Below are 23,525 nucleotides of genomic sequence, written 5' to 3' on the forward strand. Positions count from 1 at the left end.
CCTATTGGTATTGCAGAGATTTAAAAAAAGGCAGTGTAGCACACTGCCTATCGGGGCTTTGCTGGCTTAAAGTTATATGAAATTATTTCAAGATATTATCGGATTTAGGCTGCAGTTCAGCCAAATTGTAAGGGGTGATTTGATAAACACAGTAATTCAACCAGTTGTTATATAAAAGATGCCCATGACTACGCCAAGTCGCACAAGGCGTGGCTTGGCAATCATCATTAGGGTAATAATTTTCTGGTAACATCGGCGCGAGCCCTTCTTGCAAATCTCTCAAATACTCATTATGTAAAGTATCTGCGGCATACTCTGGATGACCCGTAATAAATACTTGACGAAAATCCTCACTGGCAAATAGATAACTTCCCGCCAGCTCACTATCGCCTAACACCTGCAAATCTGTATCTTCGGTGATCCTATTTGAATCAAAATGAGCAAAACGCGATAGCGGGGCGAGAAAAGCATCGTCAAAACCACGAACCAAAGGATTGTGTTTGTGCTTGGTCTGATGCCAATAAACGCCCGATAACTTGTCTTCACGAGTTTGCTTTTCCAAACCATACAAATGATATAAGGCAGCTTGTGCAGCCCAGCATAAAAACAGAGTCGAGGTAACGTGGGTGGTAGACCAATCGATAATCTCCTTGATTTGGTCCCAGTAATATACCTCCTCAAAGGGAACTTGGCCCAAAGGGGCCCCAGTAATAATCAAGCCATCGAAATTACGTTCTCTTAACTTATCAAAATCTCGATAAAACCTATCGATGTGCTCCTGCGGAGTATTCTTAGAGACGCGATGGTCAATACGCAATAACCTTACATTCACTTGCAACGGCGAGTTCGATAACAAACGTAGCAACTGATTTTCAGTCTCAATTTTCTTCGGCATCAAATTAAGTAGGAGCACCTCCAAAGGACGTATATCTTGATGCGCTGCGCGACTCTCTGGCATCACAAAAATATTTTCATTGCGCAACACCTCCGCGGCGGGCAACTGGTCCGGAATGCATATTGGCATGATTTACTCCACTTTAACTACAAGTTTGAATGTCTAGACATCTAGAGGCCTATTGTAATTGGATCTATCTATAAGTCTAGAACTTGTTAAAATCAGCTGCTTTTGTGTTGATATTTATTCATAATGCAATAAGTATTTTTTGAGTTGTAAAGGCAAATGGCCGAAATAAAACTAAGTGTAGAACGTTTACAAACAGGTGTTTTCGTTAAACTTCCCGTAAAATGGGGAGAACACCCTTTCATGTTCACTAGTTTCAAAATAAAAAGCCAAGACCAGATCGAAGTGATTCGAAATCTGGGATTAAAACATGTCATCGTAGTTCCTGAAAAAAGCGATAACGCCCCCTTACCTGTCGACCAGAGTAAAGAGCAGGGAAATAATGATAACAAGGACGCATCAAATAAAGCTCAGGAAGCACTTTGGCAGGAAAAGCGTTCTCGTATCGAGGAGCTGAAAAACTATCGTCGAAATTTAATGAAGGTGGAGAACGAGTTCGACCGTTCTATGGCTCAAGTTCGAGCGGTGATGGGAAAATTAAAAAATAGACCGCTCAATGCGGTGAACGATGCCACCGCGCTTATTGACAATCTAGCGGAAGATCTACTCTCTGGTGAGAACGTCGTCTTACATTTAATGAATGACAGCAAAGATGCTGATAGCTTCTATTATCATAGCCTCAACGTTTCCATTTTATCGATGATGCTAGCTAAAGCTGCGGGTTTTTCTGAGCGAGACATCAAAGTTCTGGGTATAGCAGGCTTATTTCATGATGTCGGGAAAATGAAGATCCCTGATAAAATTCTACGTAAACCCGGGAAACTGACCCCTCAAGAAGCAAATTTATTAAAACTGCATACCAAGTACGGTGCCGATTTTTTAAAACTATCTTCGACCCTTCCTCCGCAAGTAAAAACAATTGCCTTCCAGCATCACGAATATCTCGATGGCAGCGGTTACCCACAGAAATTAAAGGGCGATGAAATCGATCGTCTCGCCCAATTAATCGCGGTCGTCAATGATTACGACAGCCTCTGTCATCCCCGAGATCCGCGACTGTCACGTATTCCATTTACGGTTATTGCTTATATGTATAAGCAACGTAAACAACAACTTAACAACGCTGATTTAGGGGTGTTGATCCGTTTATTAGGGATCTATCCACCAGGCAGTGTTGTGCAATTAAGCTCTGGGCAGTTTGGTCTAGTCATGTCAGTCAATTCAGAACGTTTATTGTATCCAACGGTGCAAGTATATGATGCCAATATTCCTCGTACCGAAGCCCCCATTATCGACTTGGAAGCTGCGGGCCTCACCATCGAAAAAGCGGTAAAACCTAGCGCATTACCCGAAGAAATATTTGAATACTTAAATCCACGTGCTCGGATCTCCTACTTTTTTGACAACAACAAGCACCTATAGAGCAGACACCATGAGATAAGCGATGAAGACGACGCAGCAAATATACACATGGCTTTGCTAAGTCCCTTTGGAGTCTGTAACTAAGCTAACATTTGTCAGCTTACGACTGATACCAGCCCAATCCATTATCTGTTGATTGTTGCTGGCCAAAATCAGTGCGAATAGGGTTATCTATCTTGTAATTAGAGTCACGAACAACTGCACTTTATGTCTGGTTATTGACAGAGCTATTCAGCGCAATAAGTTGAATATATAAGTAATCAATTAGTATGAAATAGATTTGTGATGAATGTCGGCCGTTTAAAATCAATAGCAGACAGAGGCTAAAAAACTGTCAATCGGCAGAGTGACTCGCTCGAGTGTCAGCCATATTTAAGGCAAAAAAAAGCCGGACCTAAGTCCGGCTTTTAAAGCGTTGTCCGAGTTTACTCAGCTGCTTCTTCAGCAACTTCTTCAACTTCTGGACGGTCTAGCAATTCAATGTATGCCATAGGGGCATTGTCGCCAGCACGGAAACCACATTTTAAAATGCGAGTATAACCGCCTGCACGTTCTTTGAATCGTGGACCAATTTCAGCAAATAACTTACCAACCACTTCTGCATCACGAGTACGAGCAAAAGCTAAACGACGGTTGGCAACACTGTCATTCTTAGCCAATGTAATCAATGGCTCAACAACACGACGAAGCTCTTTGGCTTTAGGCAATGTTGTCTTGATAACCTCATGGCGAACCAATGAACTGGCCATATTCCGGAACATAGCCTGACGATGGCTACTATTTCGGTTCAATTGACGACCACTCTGACGATGGCGCATGACCTTATCCTTCTATAATAAGACGTTAAAACTAGTGACTTTACTTATCAGCGATACTAGCTGGCGGCCAATTTTCTAGGCGCATACCTAGAGAAAGACCACGTGATGCTAGAACATCTTTGATTTCTGTAAGCGACTTTTTGCCTAAGTTAGGCGTTTTAAGTAGCTCAACCTCGGTACGCTGTACCAAGTCACCAATGTAATGAATCGCTTCTGCCTTCAAACAGTTAGCAGAGCGAACTGTCAACTCTAGATCATCGACAGGACGAAGCAGGATTGGATCAAACTCTGGCTTCTCTTCTTTTTCTTCTGGTTCACTTACATCACGTAAGTCAACGAAGGCATCCAACTGCTCAGCAAGAATTGTTGCGCTGCGGCGGATGGCTTCTTCTGGATCAAGAGTACCATTGGTTTCCATATCGATAACCAATTTGTCCAAATCAGTACGTTGTTCAACACGAGCAGCTTCCACAGTATAAGCAATACGCTCAACTGGGCTGTAAGCCGCGTCAACAAGCAAACGACCGATAGGACGCTCTTCATCTTCAGAATGAACCCGAACTGAAGCTGGTACGTAACCGCGACCACGTTCTACCTTGATTCGCATGCTGATTTCAGCGTTGCTGCTCAAGTGACAAATAACGTGCTCAGGATTAGTGATTTCGACATCAGCATCATGCTGAATGTCGCCTGCAACCACAGGACCTGCTCCAGACTTGGTAAGACTAAGGGTAACTTCGTCTTTACCTTCTAACTTCACAGCAATACCTTTGAGGTTTAGCAAGATCTCCAAGATGTCTTCTTGAATGCCTTCCTTACTGCTGTACTCATGCAGCACGCCATCGATTTCCACTTCCGTTACCGCACAACCAGGCATAGAAGATAAAAGAATACGACGAAGAGCATTACCTAAAGTGTGGCCAAAGCCACGCTCTAATGGCTCAAGCGTAACCTTTGCACGAGTTGGGCTAACTTGTTCGATCTCAACTAGCCTTGGTTTTAGAAACTCTGTTACAGAACCCTGCATTGTGTCCTCTCTATAATTCAACTTTACTTAGAGTAAAGTTCGACGATCAGCTGTTCGTTAATTTCCGCAGACAGGTCAGCGCGCTCAGGTAAGCGTTTGAAAACACCTTCCATCTTAGTTGCGTCTACTTCTACCCACGTTGCCGCTTCACGTTGTCCGGCGATTTCTAATGAAGCAACAATACGCGCTTGCTTCTTAGATTTTTCACGAACACTAACAACGTCTTCAGCTAATACCTTGTAAGAAGGAATATTAACCACTTTACCATTAACTAGGATAGCTTTATGGCTAACTAGTTGACGAGCTTCAGCGCGAGTTGCACCAAAACCTAAACGATAAACAACGTTGTCTAAACGACTTTCCAACAATTGCAGCAAGTTTTCACCGGTGTTGCCTTTTAAGCGAGCAGCGGCTTTATAGTAATTGCGGAATTGTTTCTCAAGAATGCCGTATAAACGACGAACTTTTTGCTTCTCACGAAGCTGTAAACCGTAGTCTGAAAGACGCGCTTTACGAGCACCATGTTGTCCAGGTGCTGTATCCAGCTTACACTTTGTGTCGATCGCACGGACACCACTTTTCAAAAAAAGATCGGTACCTTCACGACGGCTAAGTTTAAGCTTTGGACCTAAATATCTTGCCATTTTTCTTTCTCCAATCTATCCAGAAACTACACGCGGCGTTTCTTCGGTGGACGACAACCATTGTGTGGAATCGGAGTCACGTCGGTGATGTTAGTCACGCGGAAACCAGCAGCATGTAATGCGCGGATTGAAGACTCTCGACCAGGACCTGGGCCGTTTACAAACACTTCTACGTTCTTAAGGCCGTAGTCTTTAGCTGCTTCCGCAGCACGTTCAGCAGCAACCTGTGCAGCAAACGGAGTAGACTTACGAGAACCACGGAAACCTGAACCACCTGCGGTAGCCCAAGAAAGCGCGTTGCCCTGACGATCAGTGATAGTCACGATAGTATTGTTGAAAGAGGCGTGGATATGAGCCATGCCATCAGCAACTTGTTTTTTTACGCGTTTACGAGCGCGAGTCGGAGTTTTAGCCATTTTCACTCACCCCTTATTTCTTAATAGGTTTGCGAGGACCTTTACGGGTACGCGCATTAGTTTTAGTGCGCTGACCGCGAAGGGGCAAACTGCGACGATGACGGAGTCCGCGGTAACAACCGAGGTCCATCAGGCGCTTAATGTTCATGGAAACTTCACGGCGTAGATCACCTTCAACGGTGAATTTAGCCACTTCGTCACGAAGTTTGTCGATCTGTGTTTCGTCAAGTTCTCTGATCTTAACATCTTCAGCAATACCAGCTGCCGCACAAATTTTTTGTGAACGGGTTAAGCCGATGCCGAAGATTGCAGTTAAAGCGATAACTGCATGCTTCTGATCAGGAATGTTAATGCCGGCTATACGGGCCATTGGCACACTCCTATTTTTTCGTGTAAACGAAGGCCATCTGTGAAAAGCCCGTAAGGATACTCAACAGATGACCACATTGCAAATAATATTGTCTTGAAATCTACTAACTAGCCTTGGCGCTGTTTATGCTTTGGCTCACTGCAAATTACCCGCACAACACCGTTGCGCTTGATAACTTTACAGTTACGGCAGATTTTCTTAACGGATGCACGTACTTTCATTGCTATCTCCGTAAAAGTTAAAGTCCAATCCCAAGGGAGCCTAACGGCCGTAACCTTTAAGATTAGCTTTTTTCAGAACCGAACCATATTGATGAGACATCAAATGGGTCTGGACCTGAGCCATAAAGTCCATGATGACCACTACAACGATAAGTAACGAAGTACCACCGAAGTAAAACTGAACATTAAGTCCAAGCATCATAAACTCAGGAATTAAACATACAAACGTGATGTACAAAGCACCAGCTAGGGTTAAACGAGTCATCACCTTGTCTATGTATCGCGATGTTTGTTCACCAGGGCGAATACCCGGAATAAACGCGCCACTCTTCTTCAAGTTGTCTGCTGTCTCACGAGGGTTAAATACCAACGCAGTATAGAAGAAACAAAAGAAGATAATGGCTGATGCATACAAGAACACATATAACGGTTGCCCGGGTTGTAGCGTCAGTGATATCTCAGACAAAAACGACAAGCTTTCGTTTTGACCAAACCACTGAGCGATAGTTCCAGGGAACAGAATAATACTTGAAGCAAAAATTGCTGGGATAACCCCGGCCATGTTTACCTTAAGTGGTAAATGTGTACTTTGCGCAGCAAACACCTTGCGACCCTGTTGACGTTTAGCGTAGTTAACAACGATACGACGTTGTCCACGTTCGATAAACACCACCAAGAAGGTCACAGCGAACACTAGAGCAATGATTAACAAGAGTAACAATAGGTGTAACTCTCCTTGACGCGCCTGTTCAGCCGTCTTACCGATCGCTGCAGGCAACCCTGCCACAATACCAGCAAAAATCAGAATCGAAATCCCGTTGCCAATACCACGTTCGGTAATTTGCTCACCTAACCACATCAGGAACATTGTTCCTGTTACCAAACTAACCACCGCAGTGAAATAGAATGGTAGACCTGGGTGAATCACCAGACCCGCCATCATATTTGGTAAGCCTGTGGCAATACCAACAGCTTGGAAAGTTGCTAAAACCAGCGTGCTATAACGCGTGTACTGACTAATTTTACGTCGACCCGACTCGCCTTCCTTTTTAAGTTCGGCAAGCGTTGGGTGAACCACAGTCAATAACTGGATAATAATCGATGCCGAAATATATGGCATGATTCCTAACGCGAAAATAGAAGCACGTGAAAGTGCACCACCTGAAAACATGTTAAACATTTCCAGAATGGTACCCTTTTGCTGATCAAACAACGCGGCCAGTACAGCGGCATCAATCCCAGGTAGCGGCACAAAGGAGCCGGTTCGGAACACAATAATGGCCCCGAGCACGAATAGTAAACGACTCTTAAGCTCGCTTAAGCCACCTTGTGCACTTGCTGATGCTGTTCCTGGATTCTTAGCCATGTTTTGTACTTATTCCTCGATTTTACCGCCAGCAGCTTCAATTGCTGCTAGTGCGCCTTTAGTTACACGCAGGCCACGTAAGGTAACTGGTGCTTTTACTTCGCCAGATAGTACTACTTTTGCAAACTTAATGTTGCGAGTAATAAGACCAGCCGCCTTCAAAGCGTCCAAATCTACCACGTCAGCGGTAACTTTAGCTAGCTCACTAGTGCGAACTTCTGCAGTTACCATTGATTTACGTGAAGTAAAACCAAATTTAGGCAAACGTTGTTTCAATGGCATTTGACCGCCTTCGAAACCAGGACGCACACTACCGCCAGAACGAGATTTCTGACCTTTGTGACCACGACCACCGGTTTTACCTAAACCAGAACCAATACCACGTCCTACACGTTTAGCAGCTGGCTTAGAGCCTGCCGCTGGAGAAAGAGTATTCAAACGCATGATTATTCCCCCTCAACCTTAACCATGTAATAAACTTTATTAATCATACCGCGAATACAAGGAGTATCCTCAAGTTCAACAGTATGATTAATACGGCGAAGACCTAAACCAGTTAAGGTTGCGCGGTGCTTAGGCAAACGCCCAATACTGCTTTTAGTCTGTGTTACTTTAATTTTGTTCGACATGGCTTTATTACCCCAGAATTTCTTGGACGCTTAGGCCACGCTTCGCAGCAACGTCTTGTGGAGAATGCATATTCTCAAGAGCGTCGATAGTAGCGCGAACAATGTTGATTGGGTTAGTAGAACCGTATGCTTTTGACAATACGTTCTGCACACCAGCAACTTCTAGAACAGCACGCATCGCACCACCGGCAATAATACCAGTACCCTCTGATGCAGGTTGCATGTAAACACGCGACCCAGAGTGGCGACCCTTAATAGGATGCTGCAGTGTAGTGCCTCTCAGCTGTACACTAGTAAGGTTACGACGCGCTTTTTCCATTGCTTTTTGAATCGCAGCTGGAACTTCACGTGCTTTACCATAACCAAACCCTACGCGACCGTTACCATCACCCACTACGGTTAACGCAGTGAAACTGAAGATACGACCACCTTTAACTACTTTTGACACACGGTTTACGGCGATAAGCTTTTCGTTCAGATCACCACCGGCCTGTGCTTCAAATTTAGACATGACTCACTCCTTAGAACTGAAGACCAGCTTCACGTGCAGCTTCTGCAAGCGCAGCAACGCGGCCGTGATACTTAAAGCCAGAACGGTCGAAAGCTACGCTTGTAATGCCTTTCTCAACAGCACGCTCAGCAATTGCTTTGCCCACTGCTGCAGCGGCAGCTACATTACCTAAACTTTCAAGCCCTTCACGAACGGCTTTATCTACTGTAGATGCTGTGGCAAGAACCTTAGCATCAGGTGCAATCACCTGCGCGTAAATATGGCGCGGAGTACGGTGAATCACCAGGCGGGTTTTACCCAACTCTTGCATAGCTTTGCGAGTGCGTGTTGCACGACGCAGACGAGCAATTTTCTTTTCCATAGTGTTAACCTACTTCTTCTTAGCCTCTTTACGGCGGACATTTTCATCTGAGTAACGAACACCTTTACCTTTATAAGGCTCTGGTGGACGGAACGCACGAATGTCTGCTGCGACCTGACCAACGACTTGCTTATCAGCACCTTTCAGTACGATTTCAGTCTGTGATGGACACTCTGCTGTAACACCTTCTGGTAAGGTGTAATCTACAGGATGAGAAAAACCTAAAGTTAGGTTTACAACGTTGCTTTTAACAGCAGCACGGTAACCTACACCTAATAATGTAAGTTTTTTCTCAAACCCAGTTGTAACGCCAACAACCATGTTGTTGCTTAGAGCACGAGCTGTACCAGCTTGAGCTGTTGAAGCGCCTTCAACAACTGCAAACTTAAGTTCGCTCTCTTCTTTGGTTACAACTACCGCGTCATTAAATACGCGAGTCAATGTACCTTTGCTACCTTTAACCGTTAATTCTTGGCCGTTGAGAGTTACTTCAACGCCAGCAGGAATTGCAACGGGAGCCTTGGCTACGCGAGACATATTACCTACCTCCGGTTAAGCTACGTAACAGACGATTTCACCACCCATGCCGGCTTTACGCGCCGCACGGTCAGTCATCACGCCTTTTGATGTAGAAATGATTGCAACACCAAGGCCACCCATAACTTTAGGTAGGTCTTTAGCACCTTTATAAATGCGTAGACCTGGACGGCTTACACGTTCAATCTTTTCAATAACTTTTTTACCTTCAAAATATTTGAGGGTAACTTCTAATGACTTTTTCACGTCACCAGTCACAGCGTAGCCAGTGATATAACCTTCTTCTTGTAACAAGTTAGCAATCGCCACTTTTACTTTAGATGAAGGCATAACAACAGATACTTTATTTGCCGATTGACCGTTGCGAACGCGAGTCAACATATCCGCAATAGGATCTTGCATGCTCATAATCGTTTACTCCGTAATTAAGTGGATTACCAACTGGCTTTCTTAAGACCAGGAACCTCACCGCGCATCATAGCTTCACGCAATTTAATACGGCTTAAGCCGAATTTGCGTAAGAACCCATGAGGACGACCGGTTACGTTACAGCGGTTACGCTGACGAGACCGACTTGAATCACGAGGTAACGATTGCAATTTTAGAACTGCGTCCCAACGCTCTTCATCTGAGCTGTTCACGCTGCTAATAATCGCTTTAAGCGCTGCGCGCTTTTCTGCGAAACGAGCGACAGTTTCTGTGCGCTTAGCTTCACGAGCTTTCATTGATTTTTTAGCCATAACTAACTCTACCTTACTTACGGAATGGGAAGTTAAAGGCAGCCAGCAGAGCGCGGCCTTCCTCGTTGGTTTCGGCTGTCGTAGTGATAGTAATATCCATACCACGAACCTTATCAACTTTGTCATAGTCAATTTCAGGGAAGATGATTTGCTCACGCACACCCATGCTGTAATTACCACGGCCATCGAATGACTTAGCATTCAAACCACGGAAATCTCGAACACGAGGAATTGCGATTGAAATCAAACGCTCTAAAAACTCCCACATACGCTCACCGCGTAGAGTCACTTTACAACCAATCGGGTATCCATCACGGATCTTAAAGCCTGCTACAGATTTACGAGCTTTGGTAGTAAGTGGTTTTTGACCAGAGATAGCAGCTAGATCAGCAATCGCGTGCTCTAGTACTTTCTTGTCATTCACCGCTTCACCCACACCCATGTTAAGGGTGATTTTCTCAATCCGAGGGACTTGCATGATGGATTTGTAACCGAACTCCTTTACGAGTTCAGGCGTCACACTTTCCTTATATAGGTCATGCAGTTTCGCCATCGTTAACTCCAGTTACTTTACAATTTCATTAGACGATTTGAATACACGAACTTTTTTGTCGTCTTCAAATCGAAAACCAACGCGATCACCCTTGCCTGAGGCTGGGTTAAAAATCGCTACGTTTGATGCATCAAGGGCCGCTTCTTTCTCAACAATACCGCCTGCAACACCCAACTGAGGGTTTGGCTTTTGGTGTTTCTTGATTAAGTTGACGCCTTCAACGAATAGTTTACCGGTTGGTAAAACTTTGGTTACGCTACCGCGTTTGCCTTTGTCTTTACCTGCAATAACTATTACTTCATCGCCTTTTTGGATTTTATTAGCCATTTTGGACTCCTTAAAGTACTTCTGGCGCTAGAGACACAATTTTCATGAACTGTTCGTTGCGCAGTTCACGTGTCACAGGACCAAAGATACGAGTACCAATAGGCTGATTGTTTGCATTCAGAATAACCGCAGCATTGCGGTCAAAACGAATTACAGAACCATCAGGACGACGTACGCCTTTTCTAGTACGCACTACCACTGCATTCATTACGTCACCTTTCTTAACTTTACCGCGTGGAATTGCTTCCTTTACAGTAACTTTAATGATGTCGCCAATTCGTGCATAGCGGCGGTGCGAACCACCTAGGACCTTAATACACTGTACACGGCGCGCGCCGGAATTATCCGCCACGTCCATAGTAGATTGCATTTGGATCATTTCAGTGCTCCGCTATATGTTACAACTGATCCCAACAATTAGCGCTGAGATCTCTGGCTGCCTAATTAAAGGGCGCGAAATTATAACACCCTAGATTTTGAATTGGTAGGATTGTCTAAAATTTGTTTAAAAATATAAATAAACAGATATAAAACAATAGGTTACTAACAAAAAACCCACCTAAAAAAGGTGTTTCATGGGCGTAATTTCACTTGAATCGCTAGATATCCTGTCAAGAAACATTTATCTAACGGCTAAACTCGGTTAATAATTAAACCGATAGAAACAAAAAAGCCCAGCTTAATGCCGGGCTTTTCTGAATATGGTGCTGATAGGCAGATTCGAACTGCCGACCTCACCCTTACCAAGGGTGCGCTCTACCAACTGAGCTATATCAGCGAAATAAAAACCCAGCACATAGCTGGGTTTTTAAAATAGGTGCCTGGCAGTGACCTACTTTCACATGGGGAGACCCCACACTATCATCGGCGCAGTTGCGTTTCACTTCTGAGTTCGGCATGGGTTCAGGTGGTTCCACAACGCTATTGCCACCAGGCAAAAACTTGTTGTCTTTAACATTCGAAAAAACTGATATATCCCACGAGCATAACAAGCACTCTTGGTTCTAAAATAAAGTATCTATAAGCAACACCCTTTAGGTGTTGTATGGTTAAGCCTCACGGGTAATTAGTACAAGTTAGCTCAATGCCTCACAGCACTTACACACCTTGCCTATCAACGTTGTAGTCTCCAACGGCCCTTCAGAGGACTTAAAGTCCTAGTGAGAATTAATCTCAAGGCCTGCTTCCCGCTTAGATGCTTTCAGCGGTTATCAGTTCCGAACGTAGCTACTGGGCAATGCTATTGGCATAACAACCCAAACACCAGCGGTTCGTCCACTCCGGTCCTCTCGTACTAGGAGCAGCTCCCTTCAATTCTCAAACGCCCACGGCAGATAGGGACCGAACTGTCTCACGACGTTCTAAACCCAGCTCGCGTACCACTTTAAATGGCGAACAGCCATACCCTTGGGACCGACTTCAGCCCCAGGATGTGATGAGCCGACATCGAGGTGCCAAACACCGCCGTCGATATGAACTCTTGGGCGGTATCAGCCTGTTATCCCCGGAGTACCTTTTATCCGTTGAGCGATGGCCCTTCCATACAGAACCACCGGATCACTATGACCTACTTTCGTACCTGCTCGACGTGTCTGTCTCGCAGTTAAGCTGGCTTATGCCATTGCACTAACCGTACGATGTCCGACCGTACTTAGCCAACCTTCGTGCTCCTCCGTTACTCTTTGGGAGGAGACCGCCCCAGTCAAACTACCCACCAGACACTGTCCGCATCCCGGATAACGGGACAACGTTAGAACATCAACACTACAAGGGTGGTATTTCAAGGTCGGCTCCACATCATCTAGCGACAACGCTTCAAAGCCTCCCACCTATCCTACACATGTAGGGTCAATGTTCAGTGTCAAGCTGTAGTAAAGGTTCACGGGGTCTTTCCGTCTAGCCGCGGGTACACCGCATCTTCACGGCAATTTCAATTTCACTGAGTCTCGGGTGGAGACAGCTTGGCCATCATTACGCCATTCGTGCAGGTCGGAACTTACCCGACAAGGAATTTCGCTACCTTAGGACCGTTATAGTTACGGCCGCCGTTTACCGGGGCTTCGATCAATAGCTTCGCTTGCGCTAACCACATCAATTAACCTTCCGGCACCGGGCAGGCGTCACACCGTATACGTCATCTTTCGATTTAGCACAGTGCTGTGTTTTTAATAAACAGTTGCAGCCAACTGGTATCTGCGACTGCCGTCAGCTCAGGGAGCAAGTCCCATCACCAACAGCAGCGTACCTTCTCCCGAAGTTACGGTACCATTTTGCCTAGTTCCTTCACCCGAGTTCTCTCAAGCGCCTTGGTATTCTCTACCCAACCACCTGTGTCGGTTTGGGGTACGGTTTCGTATAATCTGAAGCTTAGAGACTTTTCCTGGAAGCAGGGCATCAACCACTTCATCACCTTAGTGACTCGTCATCAATCCTCAGCCTTAGACACCCGGATTTTCCTAAGTGTCCAGCCTACAACCTTAAACGCGGACAACCAAACGCCGCGCTGGCCTAGCCTTCTCCGTCCTCCCATCGCAATTATACGAAGTACAGGAATATTAACCTGTTTCCCATCGACTACACTTTTCAGTCTCGCCTTAGGGGCCGACTCACCCTGCTCTGATTAACATTGAACAGGAAACCTTGGTCTTTCGGCGAGGGGGCTTTTCACCCCCTTTATCGTTACTCATGTCAACATTCGCACTTCTGATACCTCCAGCAATCCTTACGAATCACCTTCAACGGCTTACAGAACGCTCCTCTACCGCACTTGCAAAGCAAGTACCCGTAGCTTCGGTGCATAGCTTAGCCCCGTTACATCTTCCGCGCAGGCCGACTCGACCAGTGAGCTATTACGCTTTCTTTAAATGATGGCTGCTTCTAAGCCAACATCCTGGCTGTCTAAGCCTTCCCACATCGTTTCCCACTTAGCTATGACTTTGGGACCTTAGCTGACGGTCTGGGTTGTTTCCCTTTTCACGACGGACGTTAGCACCCGCCGTGTGTCTCCCGGATAGTACTTAGTGGTATTCGGAGTTTGCAAAGGGTTGGTAAGTCGGGATGACCCCCTAGCCTTAACAGTGCTCTACCCCCACTAGTATTCGTCCGAGGCGCTACCTAAATAGCTTTCGAGGAGAACCAGCTATCTCCCGGTTTGATTGGCCTTTCACCCCCAGCCACAAGTCATCCGCTAATTTTTCAACATTAGTCGGTTCGGTCCTCCAATTGGTGTTACCCAATCTTCAACCTGCCCATGGCTAGATCACCGGGTTTCGGGTCTAATCCCAGCAACTATGCGCGCAGTTAACACTCGGTTTCCCTACGGCTCCGCTATTCGCTTAACCTTGCTACTGAAATTAAGTCGTTGACCCATTATACAAAAGGTACGCAGTCACCCCACAAAGAGGCTCCCACTGCTTGTACGTATACGGTTTCAGGTTCTATTTCACTCCCCTCACAGGGGTTCTTTTCGCCTTTCCCTCACGGTACTGGTTCACTATCGGTCAGTCAGGAGTATTTAGCCTTGGAGGATGGTCCCCCCATATTCAGACAACATATCACGTGTGCCGTCCTACTCGTTTTCACTTCAAATCACCTTTCGTGTACGGGGCTATCACCCGCTACGGCCAAACTTTCCAGCTTGTTCCACTAAATTATAAGAAGCTTAAGGGCTAATCCGGGTTCGCTCGCCGCTACTACCAGAATCTCGGTTGATTTCTTTTCCTCCGGGTACTTAGATGTTTCAGTTCCCCGGGTTCGCCTCGTAACGCTATGTATTCACGTTACGATACTGCATAAAATGCAGTGGGTTTCCCCATTCGGAAATCCATGTCTATTGCGTCTTTTATCGACTCAACATGGCTTATCGCAGATTAACACGTCCTTCATCGCCTCTGACTGCCAAGGCATCCACCGTATACGCTTAGTCACTTAACCATACAACACCTAAATGTTGTCGCTTAAATCACTTGAATGGTCAGGCTGTATAAATCCTGCCACTCGAGTACGATCACCTTATTTTTTTGAATACCAAAAACACTTGTTATTTAACTCGTATTTTTGAGATATTTTTTATCAGCTTTTCCAAATTGTTAAAGAGCATTGGTTCACAAAAAAACCAAAGCTAAATGGCCATCTTTTGGCGACTTATCTTTGGTTTTTAGGTAAGAAGTGGTGGAGCTATGCGGGATCGAACCGCAGACCTCCTGCGTGCAAGGCAGGCGCTCTCCCAGCTGAGCTATAGCCCCATTTCTTACTAAAAGTTGCACCTTGGTAGGTCTGGGCAGACTTGAACTGCCGACCTCACCCTTATCAGGGGTGCGCTCTAACCAGCTGAGCTACAGACCTAAACAGGTGTCAACTTCTCTCTACTTTCTATCAAGCAATCTGTGTGAACACTTCACAAAACATAAACGTTCATAATAAGGAGGTGATCCAGCCCCAGGTTCCCCTAGGGCTACCTTGTTACGACTTCACCCCAGTCATGAACCACAAAGTGGTGAGCGTCCTCCCGAAGGTTAAACTACCCACTTCTTTTGCAGCCCACTCCCATGGTGTGACGGGCGGTGTGTACAAGGCCCGGGAACGTATTCACCGTGGCATTCTGATCCACGATTACTAGCGATTCCGACTTCACGGAGTCGAGTTGCAGACTCCGATCCGGACTACGACATGCTTTCTGGGGTCCGCTTGCTCTCGCGAGTTCGCATCCCTCTGTACATGCCATTGTAGCACGTGTGTAGCCCTGCCCGTAAGGGCCATGATGACTTGACGTCGTCCCCACCTTCCTCCGGTTTATCACCGGCAGTCTCCCTAGAGTTCCCACCATCACGTGCTGGCAAATAAGGATAAGGGTTGCGCTCGTTGCGGGACTTAACCCAACATCTCACGACACGAGCTGACGACAGCCATGCAGCACCTGTATCTAAGCTCCCGAAGGCACCAATCCATCTCTGGAAAGTTCTTAGTATGTCAAGGGCAGGTAAGGTTCTTCGCGTTGCATCGAATTAAACCACATGCTCCACCGCTTGTGCGGGCCCCCGTCAATTCATTTGAGTTTTAACCTTGCGGCCGTACTCCCCAGGCGGTCTACTTAATGCGTTAGCTGCGTTACCCACGGGTTAAACCCACAGACAACTAGTAGACATCGTTTACGGCGTGGACTACCAGGGTATCTAATCCTGTTTGCTCCCCACGCTTTCGTACATGAGCGTCAGTTTTTGTCCAGGTGGCCGCCTTCGCCACTGGTATTCCTTCAGATCTCTACGCATTTCACCGCTACACCTGAAATTCTACCACCCTCTACAAAACTCTAGCTTCCCAGTTCCAAATGCCATTCCCAGGTTGAGCCCGGGGATTTCACATCTGGCTTAAAAAGCCGCCTGCGTACGCTTTACGCCCAGTAATTCCGATTAACGCTCGGACCCTCCGTATTACCGCGGCTGCTGGCACGGAGTTAGCCGGTCCTTCTTCTGTCGCTAACGTCAAACAATATACGTATTAAGCATATTGCCTTCCTCACAACTGAAAGTGCTTTACAACCCGAAGGCCTTCTTCACACACGCGGCATGGCTGCATCAGGCTTTCGCCCATTGTGCAATATTCCCCACTGCTGCCTCCCGTAGGAGTCTGGGCCGTGTCTCAGTCCCAGTGTGGCTGATCATCCTCTCAAACCAGCTAGGGATCGTCGCCTTGGTGAGCCATTACCCCACCAACTAGCTAATCCCACTTGGGCTAATCTCTACGCGAAAGGCTCCGAAGAGTCCCCTCCTTTGGTCCGAAGACATTATGCGGTATTAGCAGTCGTTTCCAACTGTTGTCCCCCACGTAAAGGCATATTCCCAAGCATTACTCACCCGTCCGCCGCTCGTCATCTTCTAGCAAGCTAGAAATGTTACCGCTCGACTTGCATGTGTTAAGCCTGCCGCCAGCGTTCAATCTGAGCCATGATCAAACTCTTCAATCAAAGTTTTTTCGCTCAAAGTAAATACTGAAATTATTACTGTTAAAACAGTGTGTCACTCCAGTCCACTTAAGCTAATTTTTTTCGCTTAGTGCTCTGTGAGTGCTCACACAGATTGCTTGATAAATTGTTAAAGAGCGTTGCTTCTTGCGAAGCGAGGTGCGCATTCTACGCCATCCTCGGTGACTGTCAACCGCTTTTTTCAATCTTTTCCGAAGAACTTATCTAAGGAAAGTTTGAAGCGTTTAACCGCCGCTAATAAAGCCTCAGGCCTTACCAACCCTGACCGCTTGCTGCTGCGCTATTGCGTGCTGCCTGCCGTGTCAGTGGAGTCGCATTATAGGGATCCGCGCTTACGGTGCAAGCCTTTTTTGAAGAAAATTGCAGTTATTTTGAGATATTTTGATTGCCCCCAACAAAGCCACAGAATATCCACAAACTTATCCACAAAACTGCACCTTTTGGGTAAAACAAGGCTATGAATTAATAGTAATTGTGTCATTTAGCATGTTTCTGCTAGAGAAATTGTACATTTTCTAGCTTATCCGATAAAAGCTGGCTAACATGATGTCGCAATTTTGTTAAATTAAGTTGCTTTCCATTATTTCGAATACATTGAGCATTGAATTTATTATGAAAAATCCTAGTCTATCCATCGTGTTTCTAATTGCAGTCGCAATTGCAGCCTATTTCGTCGCTGGCGCGGTAGCACCTCTCCAACCTTTATATTTGTCAGTCGCAGTGATTGTTGGAGGAGCCATTGTATTATTAAGCTCCGCTGGCCCATCAAACAGTGAACCACAAACTGATTCAACTGAAGACAACTTAGGCGAAGCCATTGATACCCAAACGCTATACGTCGGCAATCTGCCTTATCGTGCTAACGAATCAGCTATCCGCAAGTTATTTTCTGAGTATGGTCAAGTAGTCTCAGTTCGATTATTGAAAGATAAACAAACTGGCAAACGTCGTGGCTTTGGTTTTGTGGAAATGGCTAGCGAAGATGCAGGCAAAGCGGTCGCAGCCTTAAACGAATACGAGTTTCAACAACGTACCTTAAAAGTTCGCGAAGCCAACGAACGTAAAGAAGCTTAGTCTATTAACTGTAAAGAATTGATCCCATAAGCAGTTAATTGGTCAACTAGGCCTGTATTAGCGGAAGTTAAAGTGCAGTAAGCACTAACTTCCGCTTTTTTATGGTCGAATACAATGCGATTGCAATCACCAGCTAAGTGTTGCACTCGTTTGGCGATGGCTGGACCAGAATCGATTAATTGAACCTTTTCACCTAATACTTGGCTTAGCTCGTCTTTTAGTAGAGGGAAGTGAGTGCAACCGAGTACCACTGTATCTAAATCTTCCATGGCTAACCATGAAGCAACAATGTCATGCACTGCTCTGCTGTCGATGAACTCTCCCGCTAACTTACGCTCTGCCAATACCACCAATTCAGTGCTGCCAATCAGTTCAACTATACAATTCGCTGCAAAGTCCTGAATTAGCTGTGCCGTATATTGACGCTCTACCGTTCCCGGCGTTGCCAATATGCCAAAGTGTCCCGTTTGACTCCTACTTGCCGCTAATTTTATCGCTGGCACCACCCCAACGATTGGAATGGCATGCTGCGAACGCAATTTGGGTAGCGCTAAGGTACTGGCCGAATTACAGGCGATCACCACCATATCTATCTGTAGTTTCGCCACTGCGACCGCAACTAGCTCACAAACCCGTTCAATTAACTCCGGCTCGCTCAGTTCACCGTAAGGAAAATAATGGTTATCAAACAAATAACTATATTGCAGATGTGGATTAAGTAATTGAACAGACTCAAGGACCGAGAGACCGCCGACTCCGGAATCGAAAACAAGCACATGCATCGCGTAAATAAACCCAATTCGTAAATCACCAGCGCTAGTGTAATCACGCTAACGCTGGCTGGCAATGCGAAGTGTTTAGCAAAGCACTAGTCGTTTACTTTAGAACTGATAGCTTGCTGCTAACTCAAAGCTGCGACCTTGGGCTTGATAATTGCGCACTGTGGCATATTGCTTATTAAATACATTGGCTAACTTGGCATCGAGCTTAAAGCCGTTCGCAAAGCGATAATTCGCACCAATATCCCAAGTACTATAACTATCCAACACAAGCGTATTTGCGTCGTCATTATAAGACTCGCCTCGCCATAGATAATCCACCACCACTTGCAAAGCATGCCACTGCGCATCTAGCTTGTACTTGACTTGCTCCTGTGGACGACGCACCAAGTATTTATCGCTTTGACGATCTTTCGCGTCAAGATGCTCGAGAATAACCCGATGATTCAGCCAGGCGGTCGAAAAATCGCCCTGTACTTCAATGCCCTGGATCCGAGCATCAGAGACATTTCCTGGTTTCCATAAACCACCCTCCCCCGGCGCCCAAGCAATCAAATCGTCAACATCATTACGGAAGATATTAAACTGCCACTGACTTTGAATTAAGTCTAAAGCAAAACCAAATTCCGAATTACTGGAAGTTTCGGCTTTAAGATTGGGGGTTTCACTGCCCGGGTAGTATAGATCGTTAAAGGTTGGCGCTCTAAAGGCAGTGCCATGCAAGGCATTAAAACGTAAATTATCCTGTAACTGCCAAGCCCAAGCCAGGTTATAGGTGGTGTGTTCACCATAGTGCTGATTGTTATCCTGGCGTAAACTGGCTTCCAGTAAATGGCGGATGTAATCGGCACGAACCCCGAGGTAGGCGGCTTTATTATTACGAGTACTTTTTAAATATGTAGTTTTGGAACCTGAGATATCATCTTTTTGATAATCTAAACCACCTTGTAACAACCAGTTGTTGTTCAATTGACGCGCTAACAACCAATTCGCACTATGCCGCTCCGTCACATAACGATAAACCACCGCATATTGATCAGCGGGGCCGTCATTGGAACGGTTTTCGGTATAATTCAGTGCTAGATGGCTAAACCAAGCGTCATCACTGTAATCAAGATTCACAGCATATACTTTCTGCCTTTGTTTGGTTTGCCATTTTTCATCGTAGGGATTATAAGATGAATCGTACTGCGTGGAGATATACTCATTTTCGCCATCATTCATCAATATCATGGCCCCGCCCGACCAAGCTTCACTGAACTGATGCTCGATGCTCAGTAAGCCACCGAAGGATTCATATCCATAAACCTCGTCCAGTTCGCTGCTTGGTCTAAAATTATAACCTTCACTACGCTCACCATTGAGGATCGCATTCAACTGAGTCGACTCACCAATCGGGGTATTAACTCGCCCAGCTAAACGTCGACTCTCATGATTGCCAAGCGCAGCTTTTATCCCAAAATACTGACTACCAAACTCCGGCCGCGTGATAATGTTGATGACCCCACCCACAGCATCTGCGCCATATACTGACGCACGAGCCCCTCGTATAATCTCAATGCGCTCAACGAATTCTAATGGCAGTAATGACATTTGAGCGCCACCACTAGTGGCAGTATTAATACGTACGCCATCGATGAGGTACAAAGATTGTGCAGAGCTTGAGCCGCGAATAAACACACTCTCGTTTTGTCCTTTACCGCCATTACGGTTGACACTAATACCAACCTGTTGGTTGAGAATACCAACAATATCTTGCGCACCACTACTTTCTATTTCACCGCGACTGATCACCGTGAGTGGCGCGATTACGCTCGTAGCACTTTGCTGTATACGATTGGCGGTCACCACCATGGTCGTTTGTTCTTGAGGGGTTTCTTGGGCATAGCCGAAAGCTGGCGCTACTGCGGCCAGTAATATGAACTTCTTCATCGATATAATCCTAATTCTCGCGTCGTAGTTTGCTGCTAAATAGCATGTGCGATGTGGCAGGTATTCGGACTTAGAGGCGGGGGGACTTTATTTACTACGGCTACGACTTCCCGTTTGCGGACAAACAGTGTCTGGAGATCCTTGGAAAAGGCCAATCCTTGAGCTTTCGTTCCTCTTTACCGCTGCGCGTCAGTTCTGGACTTTAACCAGATTCCCTATTAAGCCTGAACTTCGCTAGCTCAAGCACCACAGCGGGCGAGAGTATAAGCCAGCACTTGGTGAATGAACAGCCTATTTCATTTACTTTATGCAAACATGAAATTAACTAATAGTGCCGGATGTCGCTTCATCCGCCGCGCGTTTTTGATTATATTCAGCAAGCACATCGGCCATACGCTCAGCGAAACCTTTAAACCGTTCAACATCGGCTTGTTTCGCTTCTCCTTCCGAAGGGCTAGAAACAGGTAAAACCCCATTAAGTAGGGTTTCGGCCGCGGATTCTGGTTGAGCAAACAAAGCGCTCATTTTGGCTTGAATGTCCTGCCAAGCACCTAAAAACTCACTTAAGTCGGGGACTAGCTCTGAACCAGCAGTGCTATTCTCAGCGCTTTTCTCCGCTGTTTGTTGGTAGGCCTGAGTCACCGCCACCGTTTGTTGTTGCTGGTAGTTCACCGCAAAACCAACTAACTGTTGCTCATCAAACCCAATGTTTAAGGCCTGATCAAACGCCTGATCCAGATTCCCCGAGAAAAACTGCTGCCCCACTTTATCCACTTGTTTCACTAAATCGGCGATCGCAGCCAACTCATCATCATTCAGGTCGCCTTCAACGGAAAAACTAAACTGCTGCTGTGAAGAAAACGATGCCTGAAAAGATGACTGATCTTCTCGGTAACTGGCTGCCAACTGACTCCCATAACTAATGGTAACTTTGTCACCCTCTGCCGTTTCCAACTCCATGCTTGCCGATTGACTATTTCCCATGGCGAGTTGACTAAATATTGGAGAGTTTTGTATCTCGTAGTCACCCGCTTCGATTTTTTCTAAACCGTCTTGGATCAAGTCATAACTCTTATCAATGCCTTTTTCTAACTCTTCATTAAGGATCCCTGAGTCACTAAGGTCTTCACGGGCTCCAGCAAACCCCATATCCACACCCTTACGCGCTTGAGCCATCATTTCTTGCAACTGTTCTTCTGGCATCCCAGCCTGCTTGGCACCATATAAGGTCGTTGCAACAAAATTAAGCACATTCTTCGCCACTTCTTCGGCATCAAATATACTGGGTTGTTGTGGTTTGGCTAAACTAACCCCACCACCAGCAATCGACAAGGTATGCTTTTCAATCGAACTCAACAATACATGGCTGGCCACCAGGTCCTGCTGATTAAAACTAGCCTTATCATTAGCTAATTGATTGCCCTTTGCGATAGTCGGCGTGGACTGCTGCAATAAGCGCTCAGCATATTGCTGGATTGGCGAATTGCCTATGCCTTTAAGTTCGTTCATAACGCCCCCTGGATTTACCCTAGTCACAACTTATCGGCGACTGTATTTAAAACTTTAGAAATAATCTCACTATTATTGTAGATAAACTGGACAAGCAAGCAATGCGCCTTTAAATTGCGCTCCTTGCTAAATTTGAGGAGCGGTCATGAGCGCAATTGCATACTATCCAGAAAAATACCAACAACTGTTGGCCGAAAAGGTCGCTAAACGCCGCGAACAATTTGCTGAATTTAATCCTCCTGAACCTAGCATTTTCAGCTCAGCCAGCAAACATTATCGGATGCGTGCCGAATTTAGAATGTGGCACGAAGGTGATGACCTCTACTACATCATGTTTGATCCAGCAACCAAACAAAAATTCAGAGTCGACAGCTTTCCGCCGGCAAGCGCGTTAATTAACCGCCTAATGCCGCTATTAATCGAACAGCTCAAATCTGAGCAAGTTTTGCGTCATAAACTATTCCAAGTCGACTTTCTTTCCACTCTTAGTGGCGAGGTAATCGTGAGCTTGCTTTACCATAAACCGATTGATGAAGCATGGCGGACCGCTGCCGAGCAACTAAAAGCAGAACTATCGAAGCTATTTTCACTACAACTGATCGGTCGCTCACGTAAGCAAAAAATATGTTTGGAACAAGATAGGGTTAACGAAGTACTTGAAGTTGCCGGTAAGCAGCTCATTTACCAGCAAATTGAAAATAGCTTTACCCAGCCAAATGCCGTCGTCAACCAACATATGTTGGAATGGGCGTTACAGGCAACTGCCAACAGCCAGGGCGATCTGCTCGAACTCTACTGTGGTAACGGCAATTTTTCACTAGCACTTGCGAAAAACTTCCAACGCGTTTTAGCCACCGAGATAGCCAAGCCCTCAGTTGAAGCCGCACAATACAATATCAAAGCCAATCACATTAATAATGTGAAAATTCTTCGTCTATCCGCCGAAGAATTCACTCAGGCCATGTTAGGTGAACGTGAGTTTCGCCGCCTAAAAGAAGCCCAAGTAGACTTAAGTGATTATCAGTGCGACACCATATTAGTTGATCCACCTCGTGCCGGTTTAGATGACGCCACCTTAAGGATGGTGCAAGACTACGACAACATCGTCTACGTATCTTGTAATCCCAATACTCTATATAACAACCTGCAAGTCTTAAGTCGTACCCATCAGATTAGCCATTGGGCTCTATTTGACCAATTTCCTTACACCGATCATATAGAAGTGGGGCTCTATCTGCAGCGTCGTTAGGCATATTAATGAAAGCGCTTCTTAAGCAGCCCGGTCTAT

24 protein-coding genes, 3 tRNA genes, 3 rRNA genes and 1 riboswitch are annotated in these 23,525 nt (G+C 45.8%); of the genes, 3 read left to right on the top strand and 27 right to left on the bottom strand.

What is annotated here, in order from left to right; genetic code table 11:
* Positions 1 to 82: 82 nt before the first annotated feature.
* On the bottom strand, positions 83 to 1,024 hold the full coding sequence (metA, locus tag ACRRS1_RS19710) for a homoserine O-succinyltransferase MetA (protein WP_432455805.1): 942 nt from the start codon (positions 1,022 to 1,024) through the stop codon (positions 83 to 85).
* A gap of 156 nt (positions 1,025 to 1,180) precedes the next feature.
* On the opposite strand from metA, the gene ACRRS1_RS19715 reads away from it, so the two are divergent.
* On the top strand, positions 1,181 to 2,443 hold the full coding sequence (locus ACRRS1_RS19715; RefSeq protein WP_432455804.1) for an HD-GYP domain-containing protein: 1,263 nt from the start codon (positions 1,181 to 1,183) through the stop codon (positions 2,441 to 2,443).
* Between the two features lie 425 nt (positions 2,444 to 2,868).
* Here the strand turns inward: ACRRS1_RS19715 and rplQ are convergent, their stop codons facing one another.
* From rplQ to ACRRS1_RS19830, 23 genes are all read right to left on the bottom strand, one after another.
* The gene (rplQ, locus tag ACRRS1_RS19720; RefSeq protein WP_221075767.1) at positions 2,869 to 3,261 is read right to left on the bottom strand and encodes a 50S ribosomal protein L17; all 393 of its coding nucleotides are present in this window, start codon (positions 3,259 to 3,261) and stop codon (positions 2,869 to 2,871) included.
* A 40-nt stretch (positions 3,262 to 3,301) separates the two neighbouring features.
* Positions 3,302 to 4,288, bottom strand: a complete 987-nt coding sequence (locus ACRRS1_RS19725) for a DNA-directed RNA polymerase subunit alpha (RefSeq protein WP_432455803.1) — start codon at positions 4,286 to 4,288, stop codon at positions 3,302 to 3,304.
* A 23-nt stretch (positions 4,289 to 4,311) separates the two neighbouring features.
* Entirely contained in the window at positions 4,312 to 4,932 is a 621-nt protein-coding gene (gene rpsD, locus ACRRS1_RS19730; protein WP_432455802.1) for a 30S ribosomal protein S4, read from the bottom strand.
* A 26-nt stretch (positions 4,933 to 4,958) separates the two neighbouring features.
* Positions 4,959 to 5,348 (bottom strand): 30S ribosomal protein S11, encoded by a 390-nt coding sequence (gene rpsK / locus ACRRS1_RS19735; RefSeq protein WP_016402131.1) that lies wholly within the window; start codon positions 5,346 to 5,348, stop codon positions 4,959 to 4,961.
* 13 nt (positions 5,349 to 5,361) lie between these two features.
* Entirely contained in the window at positions 5,362 to 5,718 is a 357-nt protein-coding gene (gene rpsM / locus ACRRS1_RS19740) for a 30S ribosomal protein S13 (protein ID WP_016402132.1), read from the bottom strand.
* 107 nt (positions 5,719 to 5,825) lie between these two features.
* Complete coding sequence (rpmJ, locus tag ACRRS1_RS19745; protein WP_000868186.1) at positions 5,826 to 5,939, bottom strand: 50S ribosomal protein L36; 114 nt, start codon at positions 5,937 to 5,939, stop codon at positions 5,826 to 5,828.
* A 40-nt stretch (positions 5,940 to 5,979) separates the two neighbouring features.
* Positions 5,980 to 7,305 (bottom strand): preprotein translocase subunit SecY, encoded by a 1,326-nt coding sequence (gene secY, locus ACRRS1_RS19750; protein WP_432455801.1) that lies wholly within the window; start codon positions 7,303 to 7,305, stop codon positions 5,980 to 5,982.
* Between the two features lie 9 nt (positions 7,306 to 7,314).
* A complete protein-coding gene (rplO, locus tag ACRRS1_RS19755; RefSeq protein ID WP_248713124.1) occupies positions 7,315 to 7,749 on the bottom strand; it encodes a 50S ribosomal protein L15 in 435 nt (144 codons plus the stop codon).
* A 2-nt stretch (positions 7,750 to 7,751) separates the two neighbouring features.
* A complete protein-coding gene (gene rpmD, locus ACRRS1_RS19760) occupies positions 7,752 to 7,934 on the bottom strand; it encodes a 50S ribosomal protein L30 (protein ID WP_248713125.1) in 183 nt (60 codons plus the stop codon).
* A 7-nt stretch (positions 7,935 to 7,941) separates the two neighbouring features.
* The gene (rpsE, locus tag ACRRS1_RS19765; RefSeq protein WP_432455800.1) at positions 7,942 to 8,445 is read right to left on the bottom strand and encodes a 30S ribosomal protein S5; all 504 of its coding nucleotides are present in this window, start codon (positions 8,443 to 8,445) and stop codon (positions 7,942 to 7,944) included.
* Positions 8,446 to 8,455: 10 nt separating this feature from the next.
* Positions 8,456 to 8,806, bottom strand: coding sequence for a 50S ribosomal protein L18 (gene rplR, locus ACRRS1_RS19770; protein WP_432455799.1), 351 nt, complete (start codon positions 8,804 to 8,806; stop codon positions 8,456 to 8,458).
* A gap of 9 nt (positions 8,807 to 8,815) precedes the next feature.
* Positions 8,816 to 9,343, bottom strand: coding sequence for a 50S ribosomal protein L6 (gene rplF, locus ACRRS1_RS19775; RefSeq protein WP_432455798.1), 528 nt, complete (start codon positions 9,341 to 9,343; stop codon positions 8,816 to 8,818).
* A 15-nt stretch (positions 9,344 to 9,358) separates the two neighbouring features.
* Complete coding sequence (gene rpsH / locus ACRRS1_RS19780) at positions 9,359 to 9,751, bottom strand: 30S ribosomal protein S8 (protein WP_137673761.1); 393 nt, start codon at positions 9,749 to 9,751, stop codon at positions 9,359 to 9,361.
* 26 nt (positions 9,752 to 9,777) lie between these two features.
* Positions 9,778 to 10,083: a 30S ribosomal protein S14 gene (gene rpsN / locus ACRRS1_RS19785; RefSeq protein WP_432455797.1), complete on the bottom strand. Its 306-nt coding sequence runs from the start codon at positions 10,081 to 10,083 to the stop codon at positions 9,778 to 9,780.
* Positions 10,084 to 10,096: 13 nt separating this feature from the next.
* A complete protein-coding gene (gene rplE, locus ACRRS1_RS19790; RefSeq protein ID WP_432455796.1) occupies positions 10,097 to 10,636 on the bottom strand; it encodes a 50S ribosomal protein L5 in 540 nt (179 codons plus the stop codon).
* A 12-nt stretch (positions 10,637 to 10,648) separates the two neighbouring features.
* Positions 10,649 to 10,963 (bottom strand): 50S ribosomal protein L24, encoded by a 315-nt coding sequence (gene rplX, locus ACRRS1_RS19795; protein ID WP_432455795.1) that lies wholly within the window; start codon positions 10,961 to 10,963, stop codon positions 10,649 to 10,651.
* A gap of 10 nt (positions 10,964 to 10,973) precedes the next feature.
* Positions 10,974 to 11,342 (bottom strand): 50S ribosomal protein L14, encoded by a 369-nt coding sequence (gene rplN / locus ACRRS1_RS19800; RefSeq protein ID WP_137673757.1) that lies wholly within the window; start codon positions 11,340 to 11,342, stop codon positions 10,974 to 10,976.
* A 323-nt stretch (positions 11,343 to 11,665) separates the two neighbouring features.
* A tRNA-Thr gene (locus tag ACRRS1_RS19805) sits at positions 11,666 to 11,741 on the bottom strand.
* A 41-nt stretch (positions 11,742 to 11,782) separates the two neighbouring features.
* Positions 11,783 to 11,898: ribosomal RNA gene (gene rrf, locus ACRRS1_RS19810) — 5S ribosomal RNA — on the bottom strand.
* Between the two features lie 110 nt (positions 11,899 to 12,008).
* Positions 12,009 to 14,896, bottom strand: a 23S ribosomal RNA gene (locus ACRRS1_RS19815).
* Between the two features lie 235 nt (positions 14,897 to 15,131).
* Positions 15,132 to 15,207, bottom strand: a tRNA-Ala gene (locus ACRRS1_RS19820).
* Between the two features lie 23 nt (positions 15,208 to 15,230).
* Positions 15,231 to 15,307: transfer RNA gene (locus tag ACRRS1_RS19825), tRNA-Ile, on the bottom strand.
* 75 nt (positions 15,308 to 15,382) lie between these two features.
* Positions 15,383 to 16,925 (bottom strand): 16S ribosomal RNA (locus tag ACRRS1_RS19830).
* The 16S, 23S and 5S rRNA genes sit together here with 3 tRNA genes alongside, the layout of an rRNA operon.
* 630 nt (positions 16,926 to 17,555) lie before the next feature.
* On the opposite strand from ACRRS1_RS19830, the gene ACRRS1_RS19835 reads away from it, so the two are divergent.
* Positions 17,556 to 18,017, top strand: a complete 462-nt coding sequence (locus ACRRS1_RS19835) for an RNA recognition motif domain-containing protein (RefSeq protein ID WP_432455794.1) — start codon at positions 17,556 to 17,558, stop codon at positions 18,015 to 18,017.
* Here ACRRS1_RS19835 and murI read toward each other — a convergent pair.
* The 3 genes from murI to ACRRS1_RS19850 all read right to left on the bottom strand — a co-directional run bounded on the left by murI (position 18,014) and on the right by ACRRS1_RS19850 (position 22,237).
* On the bottom strand, positions 18,014 to 18,799 hold the full coding sequence (gene murI / locus ACRRS1_RS19840; RefSeq protein WP_432468887.1) for a glutamate racemase: 786 nt from the start codon (positions 18,797 to 18,799) through the stop codon (positions 18,014 to 18,016). The genes ACRRS1_RS19835 and murI overlap by 4 nt on opposite strands.
* A 99-nt stretch (positions 18,800 to 18,898) precedes the next feature.
* On the bottom strand, positions 18,899 to 20,728 hold the full coding sequence (locus ACRRS1_RS19845; RefSeq protein ID WP_432468886.1) for a TonB-dependent receptor domain-containing protein: 1,830 nt from the start codon (positions 20,726 to 20,728) through the stop codon (positions 18,899 to 18,901).
* A 38-nt stretch (positions 20,729 to 20,766) separates the two neighbouring features.
* Positions 20,767 to 20,994, bottom strand: a riboswitch (cobalamin riboswitch).
* Between the two features lie 55 nt (positions 20,995 to 21,049).
* Positions 21,050 to 22,237 carry a DUF5610 domain-containing protein gene (locus ACRRS1_RS19850; protein ID WP_432468885.1) on the bottom strand — a complete coding sequence of 396 codons (1,188 nt, stop codon included), beginning with the start codon at positions 22,235 to 22,237 and terminating at the stop codon, positions 21,050 to 21,052.
* Positions 22,238 to 22,382: 145 nt separating this feature from the next.
* Between ACRRS1_RS19850 and trmA the strand changes: the two genes are divergently transcribed.
* Positions 22,383 to 23,486 (top strand): tRNA (uridine(54)-C5)-methyltransferase TrmA, encoded by a 1,104-nt coding sequence (trmA, locus tag ACRRS1_RS19855; RefSeq protein ID WP_432468884.1) that lies wholly within the window; start codon positions 22,383 to 22,385, stop codon positions 23,484 to 23,486.
* Positions 23,487 to 23,525: the final 39 nt, after the last annotated feature.

Origin of the sequence: Agarivorans sp. Z349TD_8 (assembly GCF_050870825.2) — a bacterium.
GTDB lineage: Bacteria > Pseudomonadota > Gammaproteobacteria > Enterobacterales > Celerinatantimonadaceae > Agarivorans.